Here is a 15,847-nt window from a genome sequence, read left to right as displayed (position 1 = left end):
TGGCCCCAAATATCCCGGGGGAGTCGCCCCTTTAGGGGCGGCGGGGGCAGAGCCCCCAAGACATCCTAGCCATCTGCCAATGCGCTCAGGGGCAGCATTGTCGTCGATTTGATCTCCTCCATCGACAGCAACGCGGTCACGTTGTGAACGCGCACTTCAGCGATCAGGGATTGATAGAACTGATCGTATGCGCGAGCGTTTTTAACGCGCACTTTCAGGATGTAATCGATATCCCCAGCCAGGCGGTGCGCCTCTTGCACCTCGGGCTGATCCCGTAGCGCTTTCAGGAACTTCCGCTGCCAGTCTGCCTCATGCTCCGAGGTCCGGATCAGAACAAAAAACGTCGCTTCAAACCCCAGTGCCTCGGCATCCAGCAAAACCGTTTGCTGGCCAATAATGCCAGCACTTTTCAGTTTACGGATTCGATTCCAAACAGGTGTCTTGGAACTGCCTACCCGGGCCGCTATTTCATCCAGCGACTGACTGGCATCACGCTGCAACTCGGCCAAAATTTTCCGATCTGTGCTGTCTATCCGCACCGTCATTCCGGTTTTCCTTCGATATTAGAACCCGCGTCCCGCTATTTTCAATCATCAAAACATTCGTTCTTATTTGATCACCAATATGGCACTTTAGCGGGAATATTTCCTATATTGATGAGCAAGTCAAACCACGCTCTGGACGATCTGATGCAGTTCGAACGCAAAACAGGATATGTCGAATTTGTCGGCGCGGGACCCGGTGATCCGGACCTGCTGACGCAAAAGGCGCTCAAAGCCTTCGCAGCTGCGGATATTGTCCTGCATGATCGGCTGATCAGCGCAGAGATTCTGGCGCTTGCCGGTCAGGCTGCGACTCTCGTCGATGTTGGAAAAGCCGGTTTTGGAGCCTCCTGGAAACAGGAAGATATCGACGCTCTTCTGGTCGACTATGCGCTCAAGGGCAACCGCGTTGTGCGCCTCAAATCCGGTGACCCCACAGTGTTCGGGCGGCTGGATGAAGAAATCGACGCCGTCGATGCTGCTGGCATCCGTTGGAGCATCGTTCCGGGCATCACAGCCGCGTCTGCCGCTGTTGCAGGAATTGGCCAAAGCCTTACCCGCCGCGGTCGTAATTCTTCGGTTCGCTTTCTGACCGGGCATGACATGAAAGGCTTTGCCGATCACGATTGGTCTGCGCTGGCCCGCAATGGCTCGGTTGCTGCGATCTATATGGGCAAAAAATCCGCGCGATTCATTCCGGGCCGTCTGATCATGCATGGCGCGGATCGTGCGACCCCTATCACATTGGTCGAAAACGCCTCGCGCCCCGATCAGCGCGTTCTGACCACCAACCTGGATCAATTGCCCGCCGACCTGAGCGCCGCCGAAATGGATGGCCCGGTGCTGACATTCTATGGCCTTGCCCCGCGCCAGGCGGCTGAGGCCCTGACCGAATTCAATAAGGAGCTTGCCTGATGGCCCGCGCTTTTACCCCCAAAGTTGTCACCGCCAATGACCTGTTGGAAGGCGACGTGATCTATCAGACCGAAGATGACCGCTGGTCACGTGAGCTGTCCGAGGCCGAGTTGATCACGGACGAGGCCCACGCGCAGGTGCGTCTGCTGGATGCCGCCCGTCAGGCCAACAAGATTGTTGGCGCCTATCTCGCCGATGCGGTTGCTGGCGACAACGGCCCCGAACCCACCCATTTCCGCGAGGAGTTCCGCCGCACCGGACCTTCGAATTATGCCCATGGCAAGCAGGAAACCGAAACGCAGCCCCGGGCCTGATTTCCGGCCCTTCTCTCCCCCCTTCAAGGCCCCGGGTTTCGGGGCTGCAGCTAAGGACAGCTAGATATGTATCGCTACTCCGAGTTCGACACAGCCTTTCTGGCAGAACGCAACAAACAGTTCCGCGCGCAGGTCGAGCGTCGTATTGACGGCTCGCTCACCGAAGATGAGTTCAAACCCCTGCGCCTGATGAACGGCCTGTATCTGCAACTGCACGCCTATATGCTGCGGGTCGCCATTCCCTACGGCACGCTGAACAGCGCCCAGATGCGGCAACTGGCCCTGCTGGCCGAGAAGTGGGACAAGGGCTATGGCCATTTCACCACCCGCCAGAACATCCAATACAACTGGCCCAAGTTGAATGACGTGCCGGATATGCTGGACGCGTTGGCCGAGGTTGGCATGCATGCCATCCAGACCTCAGGCAACACCATCCGGAACGTGACCGCCGACCACTTTGCCGGCGCCGCAGCAGACGAGGTCGCCGACCCGCGCCCATATGCCGAACTGCTGCGCCAGTGGTCGACCGACCACCCGGAGTTTCAGTTCATGCCGCGTAAGTTCAAGATCGCGATCACCGGCAGCGAAAACGACCGCGCCGTGATTAAGGCTCATGACATCGGCCTGCAACTGGTCCAGCGTAACGGCGTTCTGGGCGCCCGCGTGATCGTGGGCGGTGGTCTGGGCCGGACCCCGATGATCGGCAAAGAATTGTCCGAGTTTGTCGCCTTTGATGACCTGCTGGCTTACCTCGAAGCCACCGTTTCCGTTTGGAATCAGATCGGTCGCCGTGACAACAAGTATAAGGCACGCATTAAGATCACAGTGCACGAGCATGGCATCGACGCCATCCGCGCCAAGGTCAACGAACGCTTCCTGCAGGTTCGCCCACAATTCAAGGGTGCCGACATGGCGCTGCTGGAAGAGATCAAGGGCCATTTTGCAGCTCCTGATTTCTGCGAAGGCTCGGTTGCGTCCTTTGAGTCGGCCTACACCAACGATCCGGTCTTCCGGTCGTGGGTCGATACCAACATCGCGCCGCACAAGAACGCGGACCACGCGATTGTCACGATCTCGATCAAGAAGCACGGCAACACGCCGGGTGATGCAACTGCCGAACAGATGCGCGTGATGGCTGATCTGGCGGAAGAGTTCGCTTATGACGAGCTGCGCATCAGCCACGAGCAGAACGTGATCCTGCCGCATGTCCATAAATCGGACCTGCCCGCGATCCATGCGAAGCTGAAGAAATACGAGCTGGCCACCGCCAATATCGGCCTGATCAGTGATATCATCGCCTGCCCTGGCATGGATTACTGTGCTCTGGCAACGGCTCGCTCGATCCCGGTTGCGCAAGAAATTGCGACCCGGTTCGACGAGCTGAAGCTGGAGCATGATATCGGTCACCTGAAGATCAAGATCTCGGGCTGCATCAACGCCTGCGGTCACCACCATGTCGGTCATATCGGCATTCTGGGGCTGGATCGTGCAGGCGTCGAAAACTACCAGATCACTCTGGGCGGCGACGGCACGGAGAACGCATCCATTGGAGACCGCACAGGCCCGGGCTTTGCCTATGATGAGATCGTGCCAGCCGTGGAACGCATCGTTGGTACCTATCTGGAACTGCGCGAGAGCGCGGAAGAGGAGTTCCTGCAAACCTACCGTCGCGTCGGCATGGCGCCGTTCAAGGCCGCACTCTACCCCGAGGCGCAGGCGAATGCCGCTTGATCTGATCCAGACGGAACTGGGCAGGGATCGGCGTGAACTGACCGAAAAGGTTAACGCGCTGAATGCCCGGTTCCGCCATCACTCGGCCCATGACGTGATGCATGGAGCCATCGAAGAGATCGAAAGGCTTGCCCTCGTCTCAAGCTTTGGTGCGGAATCGGTGGTATTGCTGCATATGGTGGCGGTGGTCGACAAGATGACCCCGGTATTGTTCATCGACACCCAGATGCTGTTTGCCGAAACGTTGACATACCAGCAGGACGTCAGCGAGCGTTTGGGGTTGCAGAACGTCCAGATCATCCGCGCGGATGAGGGGGATGTGCAGCGAGAAGACCCATATGGCGCGCTGCGTCTGCGTGATACGGATGCCTGCTGCAACCTGCGCAAAACCTTCCCGCTGCAACAGGCCCTGACGGGGTATTGCGGTTGGATCACCGGGCGCAAACGGTTTCAGGCCGGCACGCGGGCCGCGCTCGACTTTTTCGAGGTCGAGGACGGCACCGGTCGGATCAAGGTGAACCCGCTGGCCCATTGGGCGCCCGAGGACGTGCGCACCTATATGGACGAAAACAACCTGCCCCGGCATCCGCTGGTGGCCAAAGGATACCCTTCGATCGGCTGTGCGCCCTGCACCTCGCCGGTCAAAGAAGGCGAAGACCCCCGCGCCGGACGCTGGCGCGACCAGAGCAAGGAAGAATGCGGCATTCATTTTGTAGATGGCAAGATGGTGCGCGCCGGAGAGACAGCATGAACGTAATCGTAAACGATGAGGGCTTTGCCCCCGATGACTGGACCGACGGGTTCGTTACACTGGAAGACGCCGCAAATGACGTTGTGGCACTGGATGTGGCCTCGGACACCGACCCAGATGAGCTGATTGACCGCCTAGGCGGCGCCAAGATGGTGCGCGTGGACTTTCCATCCTCGGCGGATGGGCGTGGTTTCACTATCGCTCGTGTTCTGCGCCTGAAAGGCTTCACTGGTCGTTTGCGCGCAAAGGGTCATGTCCTTGCAGACCAGTACGCCATGGCGCGTCGCAGCGGCTTTGACGAGGTCGAAATCGACAACGCACTGGCCGCCCGCCAACCCGAAGATCAATGGCTGGCACGCGCCGATTGGAAAAACAACAACTATCAGGCCCGTTTGCGCGGCTAAGCCAGCTATCGACAGCCAACCAGAACCGGGGGCAATCTGTCCCCTTTTCCTGACCTGGATCAAAGATTAAACGGAGATGTCGGTTTAACACACCGGCAGTGAAACGATGACAGAGATGAAACCCGTGAGTGAAGCCACCGCCGTGAAGGCCCCTGTCCTGCCTGACGCGCAGACCGTGACTAATGTAAAGCATTGGACCGACAGCCTGTTCTCGTTCAAAGTGTCGCGCCCGGCAACGCTGCGGTTCCGCTCGGGCGAGTTCGTGATGATCGGCCTGATGGGCGACCCGGACCCCAAGACTGGCCGCCAGAAGCCTTTGTTGCGCGCCTATTCGATTGCGTCGCCTTCGTGGGATGAGGAACTGGAATTCTATTCGATCAAGGTACAGAACGGCCCGCTGACATCGAAGCTGCAGCACATCAAACCGGGTGACCAGATCATCCTGCGGCCCAAGCCTGTTGGCACGCTGGTCCATGACGCCCTGCTGCCGGGCAAGCGTCTGTGGTTCTTCGCCACCGGCACCGGCTTTGCGCCTTTTGCTTCGCTGCTGCGCGAGCCGCAAACCTATGAGGATTATGATGAGGTCATCATCACTCATACCTGCCGCGAAGTGGCCGAGCTGGAATATGGCCGTCAGCTGATCGAAAACATCCGTCAGGACGAATTGCTGGCCGAACTGATCGGCGAAGGCTTTGCCGACAAGATCCGCTACTACCCAACCACCACGCGGGAACAGAGCCCTAAGATGGGCCGCATCACCGAGTTGCTGAAAGATGGCACCGTGTTTGCCGATTTGGGCATCGAGGGTGGTATCAAGCCGGAAACCGACCGTGCGATGGTCTGCGGTTCATTGGCTTTTAACCTGGATATCAAGGAAATCCTGGAAGGGTTTGGCCTTCGCGAGGGCGCAAACTCCGAACCCAAGGAATTCGTGATCGAAAAGGCCTTTGTCGGCTGATCGACACGGCTGGCCGGGCCTTTCCTGACCCGACCAGCCGATTCCCGCGATAATTCACGGGAATTTCCGGCCAACAGGCGTTTATGCTGCTTGAAACGCTGCCCCGCCCGGTCTAAATTCCGGGCTCGAAATTCTGCAATCATCAAAGGAATGAACCCATAGCTCGCAGACCCCACAACGCGCCGCCGCAGAGAGACACCGGACCGCGCGTCAATGACAAGATCCGTGCCCCCGAAATTCGCCTGATTGGCGCTGAAGGCGAAAATGTCGGGGTGGTTCATCCCGCCAAAGCCATGCAACTTGCTGACGAAGCTGGTCTCGACCTGGTCGAGATTTCGCCAAATGCGAATCCGCCGGTTTGCAAGATCATGGACTTCGGCAAGTTCAAGTATGAAACGCAAAAGCGTGAAGCCGAAGCCCGCAAGAAGCAAAAAGTCATCGAGGTGAAAGAGGTCAAATTCCGGCCCAACACCGACACTCATGACTATGACGTCAAGATGCGCAATGTTTTCAAGTTTCTGGAAAACGGCGACAAAGTCAAAGTCACGCTGCGTTTCCGCGGTCGTGAGATGGCACACCAGAACCTAGGCCGTGAGCTTCTGGAACGGGTGGCCGAGGATGTTAAAGAAATCGGCAAGATTGAAAACATGCCGAAGATGGAAGGCCGTCAGATGATCATGATGATCGGCCCGCTTCCACAGAAATAAAACCGATTGCAGAAGCCCCCTTGATGCCAAGGGGGCTTTTTTGCGCGCGCATTACTGCCTTTTGCGGTTTTTGTTCCACAAAATCGCGTCTCGCAGGTCAAAGCCCAGCGAAATAAGATCGACCACCAGCAGCACCAGCAAAAACTGCGCGTAGATCGGCAGAAGATCGGTATGCGTGTTCAGGACGTAGACGATGATCAAAACCATCGGCGTCCAGAACAGCAGATGCGGAAGCGCCATGGCGCGCGACATACCACGCTCTGCCATCATGATCGGCAAGTTCAATGCCATCCCCAGAATGGCCAGCCCCGCAATCAACGTCCCATAGGGCTGATCCAAAAACGCCAGCGGCACCAAATTGGCCGGAACCAGAACGACCGACATCCAAATTTGGACCCAGGCCGGAAGGTTTCGAAAGCTGATCCAGATATCTCTGAGCATTTTCAAGGACCTTACTGTCTTTATTTCAGGTCGAGCTCAATCAGGCCCTCGCTGGCGGAAAGGCCCCTCACAGAATTGTCAGAGGGACGCGTCCAACGCCGCCGAAAGCTTGGTGACCAACTCGTCAATCTGGGCCGCTTCGATGATGAAAGGTGGTGCCAGCAGGATGTGATCACCGGTTTTACCATCGCGGGTACCCGACATCGGATAACAAATCAGACCTTCGGCCAACGCCGCTTTCTTAACCTTCCCCGCTAGCCCCAAAGATGGGTCAAACGGGGTTTTGGTCGCGCGATCAGTCACCAGCTCCAGCCCCCAGAACAGGCCTCTCCCGCGTATATCCCCCACATGAGGATGCTGACCAAAGGCTGCGTTCAGCGCGGCTTCCAGCTTCTCGCCCATCGCACCGGCACGTGTAGGTAGGTCTTTGGAGGTCAATTCCTGAACCACAGCCAGGGCGGCTGCGGTGGCGACGGGGTGGCCGATATAAGTGTGGCCATGTTGAAAAAAGCCTGAACCATCCCGAATGGCATCATAGATTTCACCGGTACACAACATCGCACCGATCGGTTGATATCCGGCCCCCAACCCTTTGGCGATGCACAATATATCCGGACTGATCTGGTCATGATCGCAGGCGAAAAGATGGCCGGTTCGCCCCATACCGCACATGACCTCATCCAAAATCAAAAGCACGCCGTATTGATCGCAAATCTCCCGAATCCGCTGGAAATACCCATCAACGGCTGGAACCGCCCCCAAAGTCGCGCCCACCACCGGCTCTGCCATGAACGCCATCACGGTATCCGGGCCAAGGCGCAAAATTTCGGCCTCAAGCTCATTGGCAACGCGCTGACCATAATCAAAGCTGCTCTCATTGTCGGGCTTTTCAGCATATTCGTAACAGGCCGCGATATGGGACATACCGATCAACATCGGTGCAAACTGCGCCCGGCGCCATTCATTGCCCCCCGCTGACAACGCGCCCAACGTGTTGCCATGGTAGCTCTGCTTGCGTGCAATCACATGGCGGCGTTCGGGCTGCCCGATCTCTAAACAATACTGCCGTGCCAGTTTGATCGCTGCCTCGGTGGCCTCGGACCCGCCGGATACAAAATAAACCCGCTCCAAATCACCCGGGGCGTGTTTGATCAGCAAATCCGCCAGCGTTTCAGCCGGTTCCGAAGTCATAAACCCGCTATGCGCAAAGGCGATCTTTTCCACTTGCTGCTGCACGGCCTTGATGACCGCCGGGTTGGAATGGCCTAAGCAGGACACGGCCGCATCCCCACAATCCAAATAGCGTTTGCCGTCTGCGTCGATCAGGTAACACCCATCGCCTGCAACCGCGACGGGCAAGGTGGATTTGGTATGGCGGGGAAAGACGTGGCTCATTGGGAAGTTCCTTTAAGCAAAGCCATGAGTCCTGTGACCGAGGCTGCATTGTCAGGCCAAGGCTGGCCTTCCGAATTTGTCAGGCTGTTTTCAAATCCAACCCGTAGATCACCGCCCTGCCGTGCCGCCTCAGCCAGACACGCATGCTCCAGCGGCCCAAATGCGCACACCATCCACGGGGAAGTATCCTGAGGGAAGGATGCGATATCTTCGGGTGAGGAGATTTGATTGACTGTGTACCGCCCCAGCACCAGCAGGCGATCCACCTGCCCGTCTCGCACGACGCCCGCGTTCTGCCATTCGTTCAGCAGCGCCGCGTCCTCAGCGTCATACAGAATATGCTGCACCCGTGTGCCCTGATCATGACACAGCCCATAGACGCGTTCGGCCAGATCCGGCTGCCGGGCGATTTCTCGTACCGAGATGGAGGCCCATTTCGGTTGCACACGGCGCAAGCACTCAAACTGCGCCTCAACATCATAGAGACCTGCCGCCTCAGTCGTGATCTGAACATCCAGCTTAGGGAGTTGTCTGTTCAGCTCTGCGACCGCCTCAAGATATCGCGCTGCATCCAGCGAATGCCGCGCATCCGCGTCCCGAATGTGAAGGTGCAGACCATCCGCCCCTGCCAAATGACATGCCCGTGCGGTTGATATGGTCTGATCCAAGGTGACCGGCAGCTTGGCGTGATCCTCAGGTCCACGCCGGGCACCATTCGGCGCGACTAGAATATAAGGGGTTGTGGCCACCGGACCCTCCGCAATTGCCTCAGCTCGACCTACTCTGTTCCAGCTTGTTTTCAATTGGCAATATAGAAAACATATGTTTTCTTTGCCCAATGACCGACACGTTTAGCCATTTGATCAGAACCCTCCGGCACGACATTGATCACATGCCGCCACAACTGCAGGCGGCTGCGAAATACGTGATCGATCATCCCGGCGATTTCGGCCTTGATCCGATCCGCACAACGGCCCGGAAGATCGGCGTCAGTTCCAACGCTCTTGTCCGCCTTGCCCAACGGATGGGCTATGACGGCTATGACGCATTTCGCCACCCGTTTCGTCAAGCCCTGGTCACGGATGGAGAAGATCGCTTACACCAGGATTGGTTATCGCTTCAATCGTCCGACGGGCCGTTCAGCGCGGCCCAAGCCGATTTTGCCCGTAATGAGTTGAACGTGGTCGCCCGATCCCTGCGCCTTGTAGAACCTGGACGGGTCAAGGCCGCAACAGATCTCATTCTGAACACGCAACGGTGCTTTGTCACAGCAACACGGGCCAGCTATGCCCTGGCCTACTACTTTCACTATGCAGGTCGCATGGCCCATCCCGGATTGCAGCTGGTTCCCCGGCATATGGGCTCTGCAGCAGATGATCTGCTGGATGCGGGCAGCGGCGATTGCCTGCTGGCCATTACTGTCAGGCCCTATTCAGCCGAAACCATCCGCACCATGCGCTTTGCCGCTGGCAAGGGCATCCGGATCATCCTGATTTCAGATAGTGATGTGATTGCACCGGGAGTGCGCCCCGATATCAGCTTACAGATCAGCACACGGTCAATGCACCATTTCTCTAGCTTTTCCGGGGCGATGGCCGTTCTGGAATGCCTGCTAAGCCATCTCTTTTCTGCAGGTGGTCAAGATGCCCTTCACCGGGTCGAGGCCTATGAGAAAGCCCGAGAAGACACAGGCGCTTATTGGCAGCCGCAAAAATTGCCCAGACTACGCCGCACGTGAAAAAGCCCCGGTTTTCACCGGGGCTTTGCTGTGTCTATCGGTTTTCTACAAACAAGCTTGGACTGCGCGTTTGGTCATGACGGTGACCAGATGTGCGCGGTAGTCTTTGCTGCCATGCAGGTCGGCGATCATGTTCATCGGGTTGACCTTCAGCCCCATCAACGCGTCGGCGCGGAATTCGGTGTTGAGCGCGGCTTCCGCCTCGGACCAGCGGAACACGCCGTCCTCGCTGGCGCCGGTGACGGCGACACGGACACCATCCACGAACCGGGCCAGATAGACCCCGACCAAGGCAAAGCGCGAGGCGGGTTGTAGGAACTTCTGGTAGCTTGCCGCTTGCGGTACCGGGAATCGGACCGAGGTGATGATCTCGCCCTCATCCAGCGCAGTACTGAACATGCCTTCAAAGAAGTCATCCGCCGCAATCTGGCGCGTGTTGGTCACAACCGTCGCGCCCGACCCCAAAACACCCGCCGGATAACAGGCTGCGGGATCGTTATTGGCAACTGACCCGCCGATGGTGCCGCGGTTGCGCACCGCCGGATCACCGATCTGACCCGCCAAGGCTGCCAGCGCCGGATACGACCCCGCCGCCTCGCGCGCCACCGTGGCATGGGGCGTCGCCCCGCCAATGACGACCGAGCCGTCATCCTCGACACAGACGCCCTGCATCTCGGCAATCCCACTCATGCTGACCAGCACCGAAGGCGCCGCCAGGCGCTGCTTCAGCGTCGGGATCAGCGTCTGACCACCCCCCAGCGCCTGCGCATCCTCGGCCCCCATCGCAGCAACCGCGTCGGCAATGGTCGTGGGCTTTTCAAACTCGAAATTGTACATTTCGTCTTCCTTTCCGAAAGGCGCGGATCCGCCCTTCATCTGGCTAAAAATATCCCGGGGGTCTGGGGGCAGAGCCCCCAGCTACCCCAACCTCTCAGCTGTTCATCGCTGCCCAAACGCGCGACGGGCTCACCGGCATGTCGATGTGATCCACCGATTTGCCACCCGCGTTCAGCGCATCCAACACCGCATTGACCACCGCTGGCGGAGATCCGATCGCCCCGGCCTCACCACAGCCCTTCACCCCCAACGGGTTATGCGTACAGGGCGTCTGGCTGGAATGATCCACGCCGTAGAAGGGCACATCATCAGCACGCGGCATGGCGTAATCCATGAAGGACGCACTCAGCAGCTGGCCATTCTCGTCATAGGCACAGTTCTCCAGCAAAGCCTGACCGATGCCCTGACCAATACCGCCATGCACCTGACCATCCACGATCATCGGGTTGATGATGTTGCCAAAGTCATCGGCGGCCGTGAACTTTTCGATGCTGACCTGACCGGTCTCGGGGTCCACCTCGACCTCGCAGGCATAAGCGCCCGCCGGGAAGGTGAAGTTGGCCGGGTCGTAGAACGCGGTCTCCTCCAGCCCTGGTTCCACCTCCAGTGGGAAGTTATGCGGCACATAGGCCGTCAAGGTTACATCGCCCCAGGCCACCGACTTGTCGGTGCCTGCCACGCTGAACTGACCGTCCTTCAGCTCGATATCGGCCTCGGAGGCTTCCAACAGGTGAGCGGCGATCTTCTTGGCCTTGTCGATCACCTTCTCGGTCGCCTTGACCATCGCTGAGCCACAGACCGCCAGCGAGCGCGAGCCATAGGTGCCCATGCCGAACGGGATCTTCGAGGTGTCGCCATGCACGATCTCGACCATCGACTCGTCGATACCGATCATGTCGGCCACAACCTGCGGGAAGGCGGTCTCATGCCCCTGCCCGTGGCTATGCGCACCCACCATGACACTGATCGAGCCGGTGGCATTCACCCGCACGGTCGCCGCATCATAGAGACCCGCACGCGCCCCCAGCATGCCAACGATGTTCGAGGGCGCAATGCCGCACGCCTCGATATAGCAGTTGATGCCCAGACCACGCAGCTTGCCCTTGGCCTCGCTTGCCGCACGGCGCGCGGCGAAACCTGACAGATCGGCGGCAGCCTCAAGCTTGTCCATCGTCCCGTTGTAATCCCCGGTGTCATAGGTCAGCGCCACCGGTGTGTCATAGGGGAACTGGGTGATGAAGTTCTGACGCCTGAGCGCAATCGGATCAACCCCAAGCTCGCGCGCGGCCTTGTCCACGACACGCTCCAACTGGAACGTCGCCTCGGGCCGGCCCGCGCCGCGATAGGCATCCACCGGCACCGTGTTGGTGAACATCGCCTTCACATTCACCTGAATGACCGGCGTCTTGTAATTGCCTGCCATCAGCGTGCCGTGCAGCCAGGTTGGCACCGAGCTGGAGAAGGTCGACAGATACGCCCCAAGGTTCGCGTAGGTGTTGGTGCGCAACCCGATGAAGTTGTTGTCTGCATCCAGCGCCAGCTCGATTTTGCTGACATGATCCCGGCCATGGGCGTCCGACATGAACGCCTCGGACCGGCTGGAGGTCCACTTCACCGGGCGGTTGCAGGCCTTGGCGGCGAAGGTACAGAACGCCTCTTCCGCATAGTGGAAAATCTTGGTGCCAAAACCACCGCCCACATCCGGAGCCACCACTCGGACCTTGTGCTCGGGCAGGCCCAGCACAAAGGCGCACATCAGCAGGCGGATCACATGCGGGTTCTGCGAAGTGGTATAGAGCGTGTACTCATCCGTGCCACGTTTATACTCGCCCACCGCCACGCGCGGTTCCATCGGGTTGGCGACCAGACGGTTGTTGACCAGATCCAGTGTGGTCACATGGGCCGCGTTGGCGAAGACCTCATTGACCTTGGCGTCATCCGCCTCACCCAGCTGCCAGTCATAGCAGATGTTGTTCTTCAGATCGTCATGGACCAGCGTCGCGCCCTCTTGCGCGGCAGCCTTCATGTCGATCACGGCGGGCAGTTCCTCGATATCCAGATCAATCGCCTCGGCCGCGTCGCGCGCCTGTTCCAGGCTGTCGGCCACGATGGCGGCGATGGGATCGCCCACATGGCGCACTTTGCCTTGGGCCAGAATGGGATGCGCAGGCTCCTGCATGGGCGCGCCATGCTTGTCCGTCACCTCCCAGCCGCAGGGCATGCCGCCCACGCCTTCGAAGTCTTTGCCGGTAAACACCTTGACCACACCCGGCATGGCCTCGGCCGCCGAGGTATCAAGGCTGGTGATCCGGCCATGCGCGATATCCGAGCGCAGGAAATGAACATAGGCCTGTCCGGCCACGTTGATGTCGTCGGTGTAATTGCCTGCTCCGGTCAGAAAGCGCACGTCCTCGCGCCGCTTGGAACTGGCTCCGATGCCACTGTCTTTGGGCATTGCTTGTTCTCCTCCCTGAGGCCGCTTATTCGGCGGCGATGCTGCTGGCGTCCTGACCCGAAGCGGCCATGATCGCCTTGACGATGTTATGATAGCCCGTGCAGCGGCACAGGTTGCCTTCCAGATACTTGCGGATCTCGGCCTCGGTCGGGCGCGGATTGTCCTTCAGCAAGGCCGCCGCGCTCATCACCATACCCGGCGTACAAAAGCCGCATTGCAACCCGTGGTGATCCTGAAACGCCTGCTGGATCACGTTCAACGAGCCATCCGGGCCAGACTGGCCTTCAATCGTGCCAACCTCAGCTCCATCCGCCTCAAGGGCCAGCATGTTGCAGGACTTCACCGCCTCGCCATTCACATGCACGACACAGGCTCCGCATTGAGCCGTATCGCACCCTACATGGGTGCCGGTAAGAGACAGATGATCACGCAGAAAGCTGGACAGCAGGGTCCGGCCTTCGACATCACCGCTAACGGATTTACCGTTCACGGTCATTGAGACCTGTGTCATGAATTCCTCCCAGTTTTGATTTTCTCCCTGTGAACAAGTTAAGCACGGGAATTATTGTTTGAGAACAAAAATTTTGTCGTATTCGACGCGCTATGCGTCGCTTAGTACTCACGATTTAGTGCGATAGCGAAACGGGTCAAAATACCGTCGCATTACGGCTTGCGATGCGCGCGTGGTTGGGGGCGTGTCGGGATTTCCTTGAGCAATCCGCCGACCCCCATCGCGGCGATATCCGCGCCAGTTGTCTCAACGCCGCAAGCCACGCGGGACAGAACCCAATCCGCCCCGTTTAAGGCAGGGGACCGCGCGCAGCCCGGTAGCCCGATCACAGGGCGCTCACCCAACGACCCCAGAAACAGCAGATTGCCGGGATCGACCGGCATCCCAAACCGATCCACCACCCCTCCGGCTTCACGAATGGCTGACGGGGCCACATCATCCACATCCGAAGTTGCCGAGGCGGTCAGGATCATCAACAGGTCCCCAGGCATCTGGGCGATTGCCGTAGCGATCCGGTCGCTATCGTGAGGCACGATCTGAACGTCGCTCAGCTCCATCCCCAACAGCTCGACCCGCCCTTTTATGGCCGCGATGCCTTTTTCATTCCTTGGGCCACCGGGAATATCAGTGACGATAAGCCCTGCCGTTCTGTGGACCGGTGCAATCAATCGAACCGCGCTTAGCGCATAGTTTGCGGCACGCCGAACGTCAGCCACGGGAACCGCATAAGAGATGATCTTGATCGTTGCGACCATACCCCCATCGCTCATCTGCTGGTGCTGAGGCACGGTGGCGACGGTGATCATCGGGTTGACCCGGTTGAACTGTTCCAGCGCTTCGACATCTAGGATCACGACGCCCGGACCATCAGCCAAAAGGTTCACGCGCCCAGTAAACGCTTCGGTGATCCGCAGATTGGCGGCCTCTGCATCGGGAACCAAAGCGTGCGCCAAAAGACCCGCCGCCTCATCCTCATGGCAATCTCCGGGATCAAGTCGCGCGACGGTGACTTCGGTCAACCCCGCTTGCGTCAGTTCCGCAATGTGATCATCTGAGAGCGTCAATCCCTTGCGCAGCTTGCGCCCGTTCGCCGAAACTGAATGCGCAAGGATCGCTCCCTTCGCCTGTTCAACTGGCATTGGGCCAAACTTCATGCCTTGCCCCGCAGAACAGCCGTCATCTGGGCCAGGATGGCCACTGCAATCTCTGATGGATCAGACGCTCCGATATCCAGACCGATAGGTCCATGGATCAGATCGATCTGTGCGTCGGTGAACCCGGCGGCTTGCATCCGCGCGACCCGTTTCGCGTGGGTCCGGGTCGAACCCAGCGCGCCGATGTAGAACACATTCGCCTCAAGCGCGGCTTGCAGTGCGGGATCATCCAGCTTTGGGTCATGGGTCAGCAACACGACCGCGGTACGCGTATCCAATCCCAGCTTGGCAACGGCCTCATCCGGCCAATCAGTGAGAATAGTCTCACCAGGAAAGCGGGCTTCAGATGCGAAAGCCTCACGCGGGTCGACAATTGCGGGATCATATCCGGCGATCCGAGCCATCGGCACAAGCGCCTGCGCGATGTGAACCGCACCAACGACGATCAGCCGAAGCGGCGGATTGTGGACGGCAACAAAGGTTTTGTCATCTTCTTCGAAACCAGACCGGTCCATGCGCAAACGGTCGGGATATTTATTGCGTCGCAGGGACCGATGGCCGCTGTCGATATTAACCTCATAGGCCAAGTGCTCGCGCGCTGCCCGCGCAGCCACAAGTTCGGCCAGCATGGGTTCGGGCAGAACCTCGCCCACCGGCTCGACCAAAACCCGGATGGTGCCGCCGCAAGCCAGACCGACGGCAAAGGCGTCCTCGTCGCTGACACCAAACTCCAATAGGCGCGCCTCACCCTCGTCGATAGCTTCCAGTGCCTCGACAATCACAGCCCCTTCGACGCAGCCACCCGAGACAGAGCCTTCGATCCGACCATCGCCACCGATGACCAACTGCGCTCCAACGCGACGCGGCGCACTGCCCCAGGTTTCGACAACAGTTGCAAGGGCCGCGCCGCGCCCGCTGCGATACCAGTCCAGAGCCGTTTCAGGGCTGTTGTCGAATCTCTGCATCAGAGCCTCCTGCGGTGTATCGGTTCAAC

At 58.9% G+C, this 15,847-nt stretch carries 16 protein-coding genes and 1 pseudogene; 8 read left to right on the top strand and 9 right to left on the bottom strand.

The window, feature by feature from the left end; genetic code table 11:
• Positions 1–65: 65 nt before the first annotated feature.
• A complete protein-coding gene (locus ABLN87_RS02615) occupies positions 66–545 on the bottom strand; it encodes an Lrp/AsnC family transcriptional regulator (protein WP_170537018.1) in 480 nt (159 codons plus the stop codon).
• Between the two features lie 132 nt (positions 546–677).
• Between ABLN87_RS02615 and cobA the strand changes: the two are divergent.
• The 7 genes and pseudogenes from cobA to infC form a co-directional block, all read left to right on the top strand.
• Positions 678–1,457: pseudogene (gene cobA, locus ABLN87_RS02610) on the top strand (uroporphyrinogen-III C-methyltransferase); the annotation flags it as partial.
• Positions 1,457–1,771, top strand: a complete 315-nt coding sequence (locus ABLN87_RS02605) for a DUF2849 domain-containing protein (protein WP_170537020.1) — start codon at positions 1,457–1,459, stop codon at positions 1,769–1,771. The pseudogene cobA and the gene ABLN87_RS02605, both read left to right, overlap by 1 nt.
• 66 nt (positions 1,772–1,837) lie before the next feature.
• Positions 1,838–3,502, top strand: coding sequence for a nitrite/sulfite reductase (locus tag ABLN87_RS02600; protein ID WP_353007277.1), 1,665 nt, complete (start codon positions 1,838–1,840; stop codon positions 3,500–3,502).
• On the top strand, positions 3,492–4,253 hold the full coding sequence (locus ABLN87_RS02595) for a phosphoadenylyl-sulfate reductase (RefSeq protein ID WP_353007274.1): 762 nt from the start codon (positions 3,492–3,494) through the stop codon (positions 4,251–4,253). Before ABLN87_RS02600 ends, ABLN87_RS02595 begins: the two co-directional genes overlap by 11 nt.
• Positions 4,250–4,657 carry a DUF934 domain-containing protein gene (locus ABLN87_RS02590; protein WP_353007271.1) on the top strand — a complete coding sequence of 136 codons (408 nt, stop codon included), beginning with the start codon at positions 4,250–4,252 and terminating at the stop codon, positions 4,655–4,657. Before ABLN87_RS02595 ends, ABLN87_RS02590 begins: the two co-directional genes overlap by 4 nt.
• Positions 4,658–4,763: 106 nt before the next feature.
• Positions 4,764–5,615, top strand: a complete 852-nt coding sequence (locus tag ABLN87_RS02585; protein WP_353007269.1) for a ferredoxin--NADP reductase — start codon at positions 4,764–4,766, stop codon at positions 5,613–5,615.
• 116 nt (positions 5,616–5,731) lie between these two features.
• A complete protein-coding gene (gene infC, locus ABLN87_RS02580) occupies positions 5,732–6,322 on the top strand; it encodes a translation initiation factor IF-3 (RefSeq protein WP_425328970.1) in 591 nt (196 codons plus the stop codon).
• A gap of 51 nt (positions 6,323–6,373) precedes the next feature.
• Here the strand turns inward: infC and ABLN87_RS02575 are convergent, their stop codons facing one another.
• The 3 genes from ABLN87_RS02575 to ABLN87_RS02565 form a co-directional block, all read right to left on the bottom strand.
• Positions 6,374–6,763: a hypothetical protein gene (locus ABLN87_RS02575; protein WP_353007266.1), complete on the bottom strand. Its 390-nt coding sequence runs from the start codon at positions 6,761–6,763 to the stop codon at positions 6,374–6,376.
• Between the two features lie 78 nt (positions 6,764–6,841).
• Positions 6,842–8,158 carry an aspartate aminotransferase family protein gene (locus ABLN87_RS02570; protein ID WP_353007263.1) on the bottom strand — a complete coding sequence of 439 codons (1,317 nt, stop codon included), beginning with the start codon at positions 8,156–8,158 and terminating at the stop codon, positions 6,842–6,844.
• Positions 8,155–8,907, bottom strand: coding sequence for a 3-keto-5-aminohexanoate cleavage protein (locus tag ABLN87_RS02565; RefSeq protein WP_353007260.1), 753 nt, complete (start codon positions 8,905–8,907; stop codon positions 8,155–8,157). Before ABLN87_RS02565 ends, ABLN87_RS02570 begins: the two co-directional genes overlap by 4 nt.
• A gap of 143 nt (positions 8,908–9,050) precedes the next feature.
• Between ABLN87_RS02565 and ABLN87_RS02560 the strand changes: the two genes are divergently transcribed.
• Positions 9,051–9,896 (top strand): MurR/RpiR family transcriptional regulator, encoded by an 846-nt coding sequence (locus tag ABLN87_RS02560; protein ID WP_353007258.1) that lies wholly within the window; start codon positions 9,051–9,053, stop codon positions 9,894–9,896.
• Between the two features lie 45 nt (positions 9,897–9,941).
• Here ABLN87_RS02560 and ABLN87_RS02555 read toward each other — a convergent pair whose 3' ends face one another.
• The 5 genes from ABLN87_RS02555 to ABLN87_RS02535 all read right to left on the bottom strand — a co-directional run bounded on the left by ABLN87_RS02555 (position 9,942) and on the right by ABLN87_RS02535 (position 15,818).
• Positions 9,942–10,733 carry an FAD binding domain-containing protein gene (locus tag ABLN87_RS02555; RefSeq protein WP_353007255.1) on the bottom strand — a complete coding sequence of 264 codons (792 nt, stop codon included), beginning with the start codon at positions 10,731–10,733 and terminating at the stop codon, positions 9,942–9,944.
• Positions 10,734–10,827: 94 nt separating this feature from the next.
• Complete coding sequence (locus ABLN87_RS02550) at positions 10,828–13,188, bottom strand: xanthine dehydrogenase family protein molybdopterin-binding subunit (protein WP_353007253.1); 2,361 nt, start codon at positions 13,186–13,188, stop codon at positions 10,828–10,830.
• Positions 13,189–13,213: 25 nt separating this feature from the next.
• Positions 13,214–13,699, bottom strand: a complete 486-nt coding sequence (locus ABLN87_RS02545) for a (2Fe-2S)-binding protein (protein WP_353007250.1) — start codon at positions 13,697–13,699, stop codon at positions 13,214–13,216.
• 152 nt (positions 13,700–13,851) lie between these two features.
• Positions 13,852–14,853, bottom strand: a complete 1,002-nt coding sequence (locus ABLN87_RS02540) for a molybdopterin-binding protein (RefSeq protein WP_353007247.1) — start codon at positions 14,851–14,853, stop codon at positions 13,852–13,854.
• Positions 14,850–15,818 (bottom strand): XdhC family protein, encoded by a 969-nt coding sequence (locus tag ABLN87_RS02535; protein ID WP_353007244.1) that lies wholly within the window; start codon positions 15,816–15,818, stop codon positions 14,850–14,852. Before ABLN87_RS02535 ends, ABLN87_RS02540 begins: the two co-directional genes overlap by 4 nt.
• Between the last annotated feature and the right edge of the window lie 29 nt (positions 15,819–15,847).

It is taken from the genome of Ruegeria sp. SCP10 (assembly GCF_040329495.1).
In the GTDB taxonomy this organism is placed as follows: domain Bacteria; phylum Pseudomonadota; class Alphaproteobacteria; order Rhodobacterales; family Rhodobacteraceae; genus Ruegeria.
The sequence above is the reverse complement of the archived record's forward strand: the minus strand, read 5'-3'. Positions and strand labels throughout refer to the sequence as shown.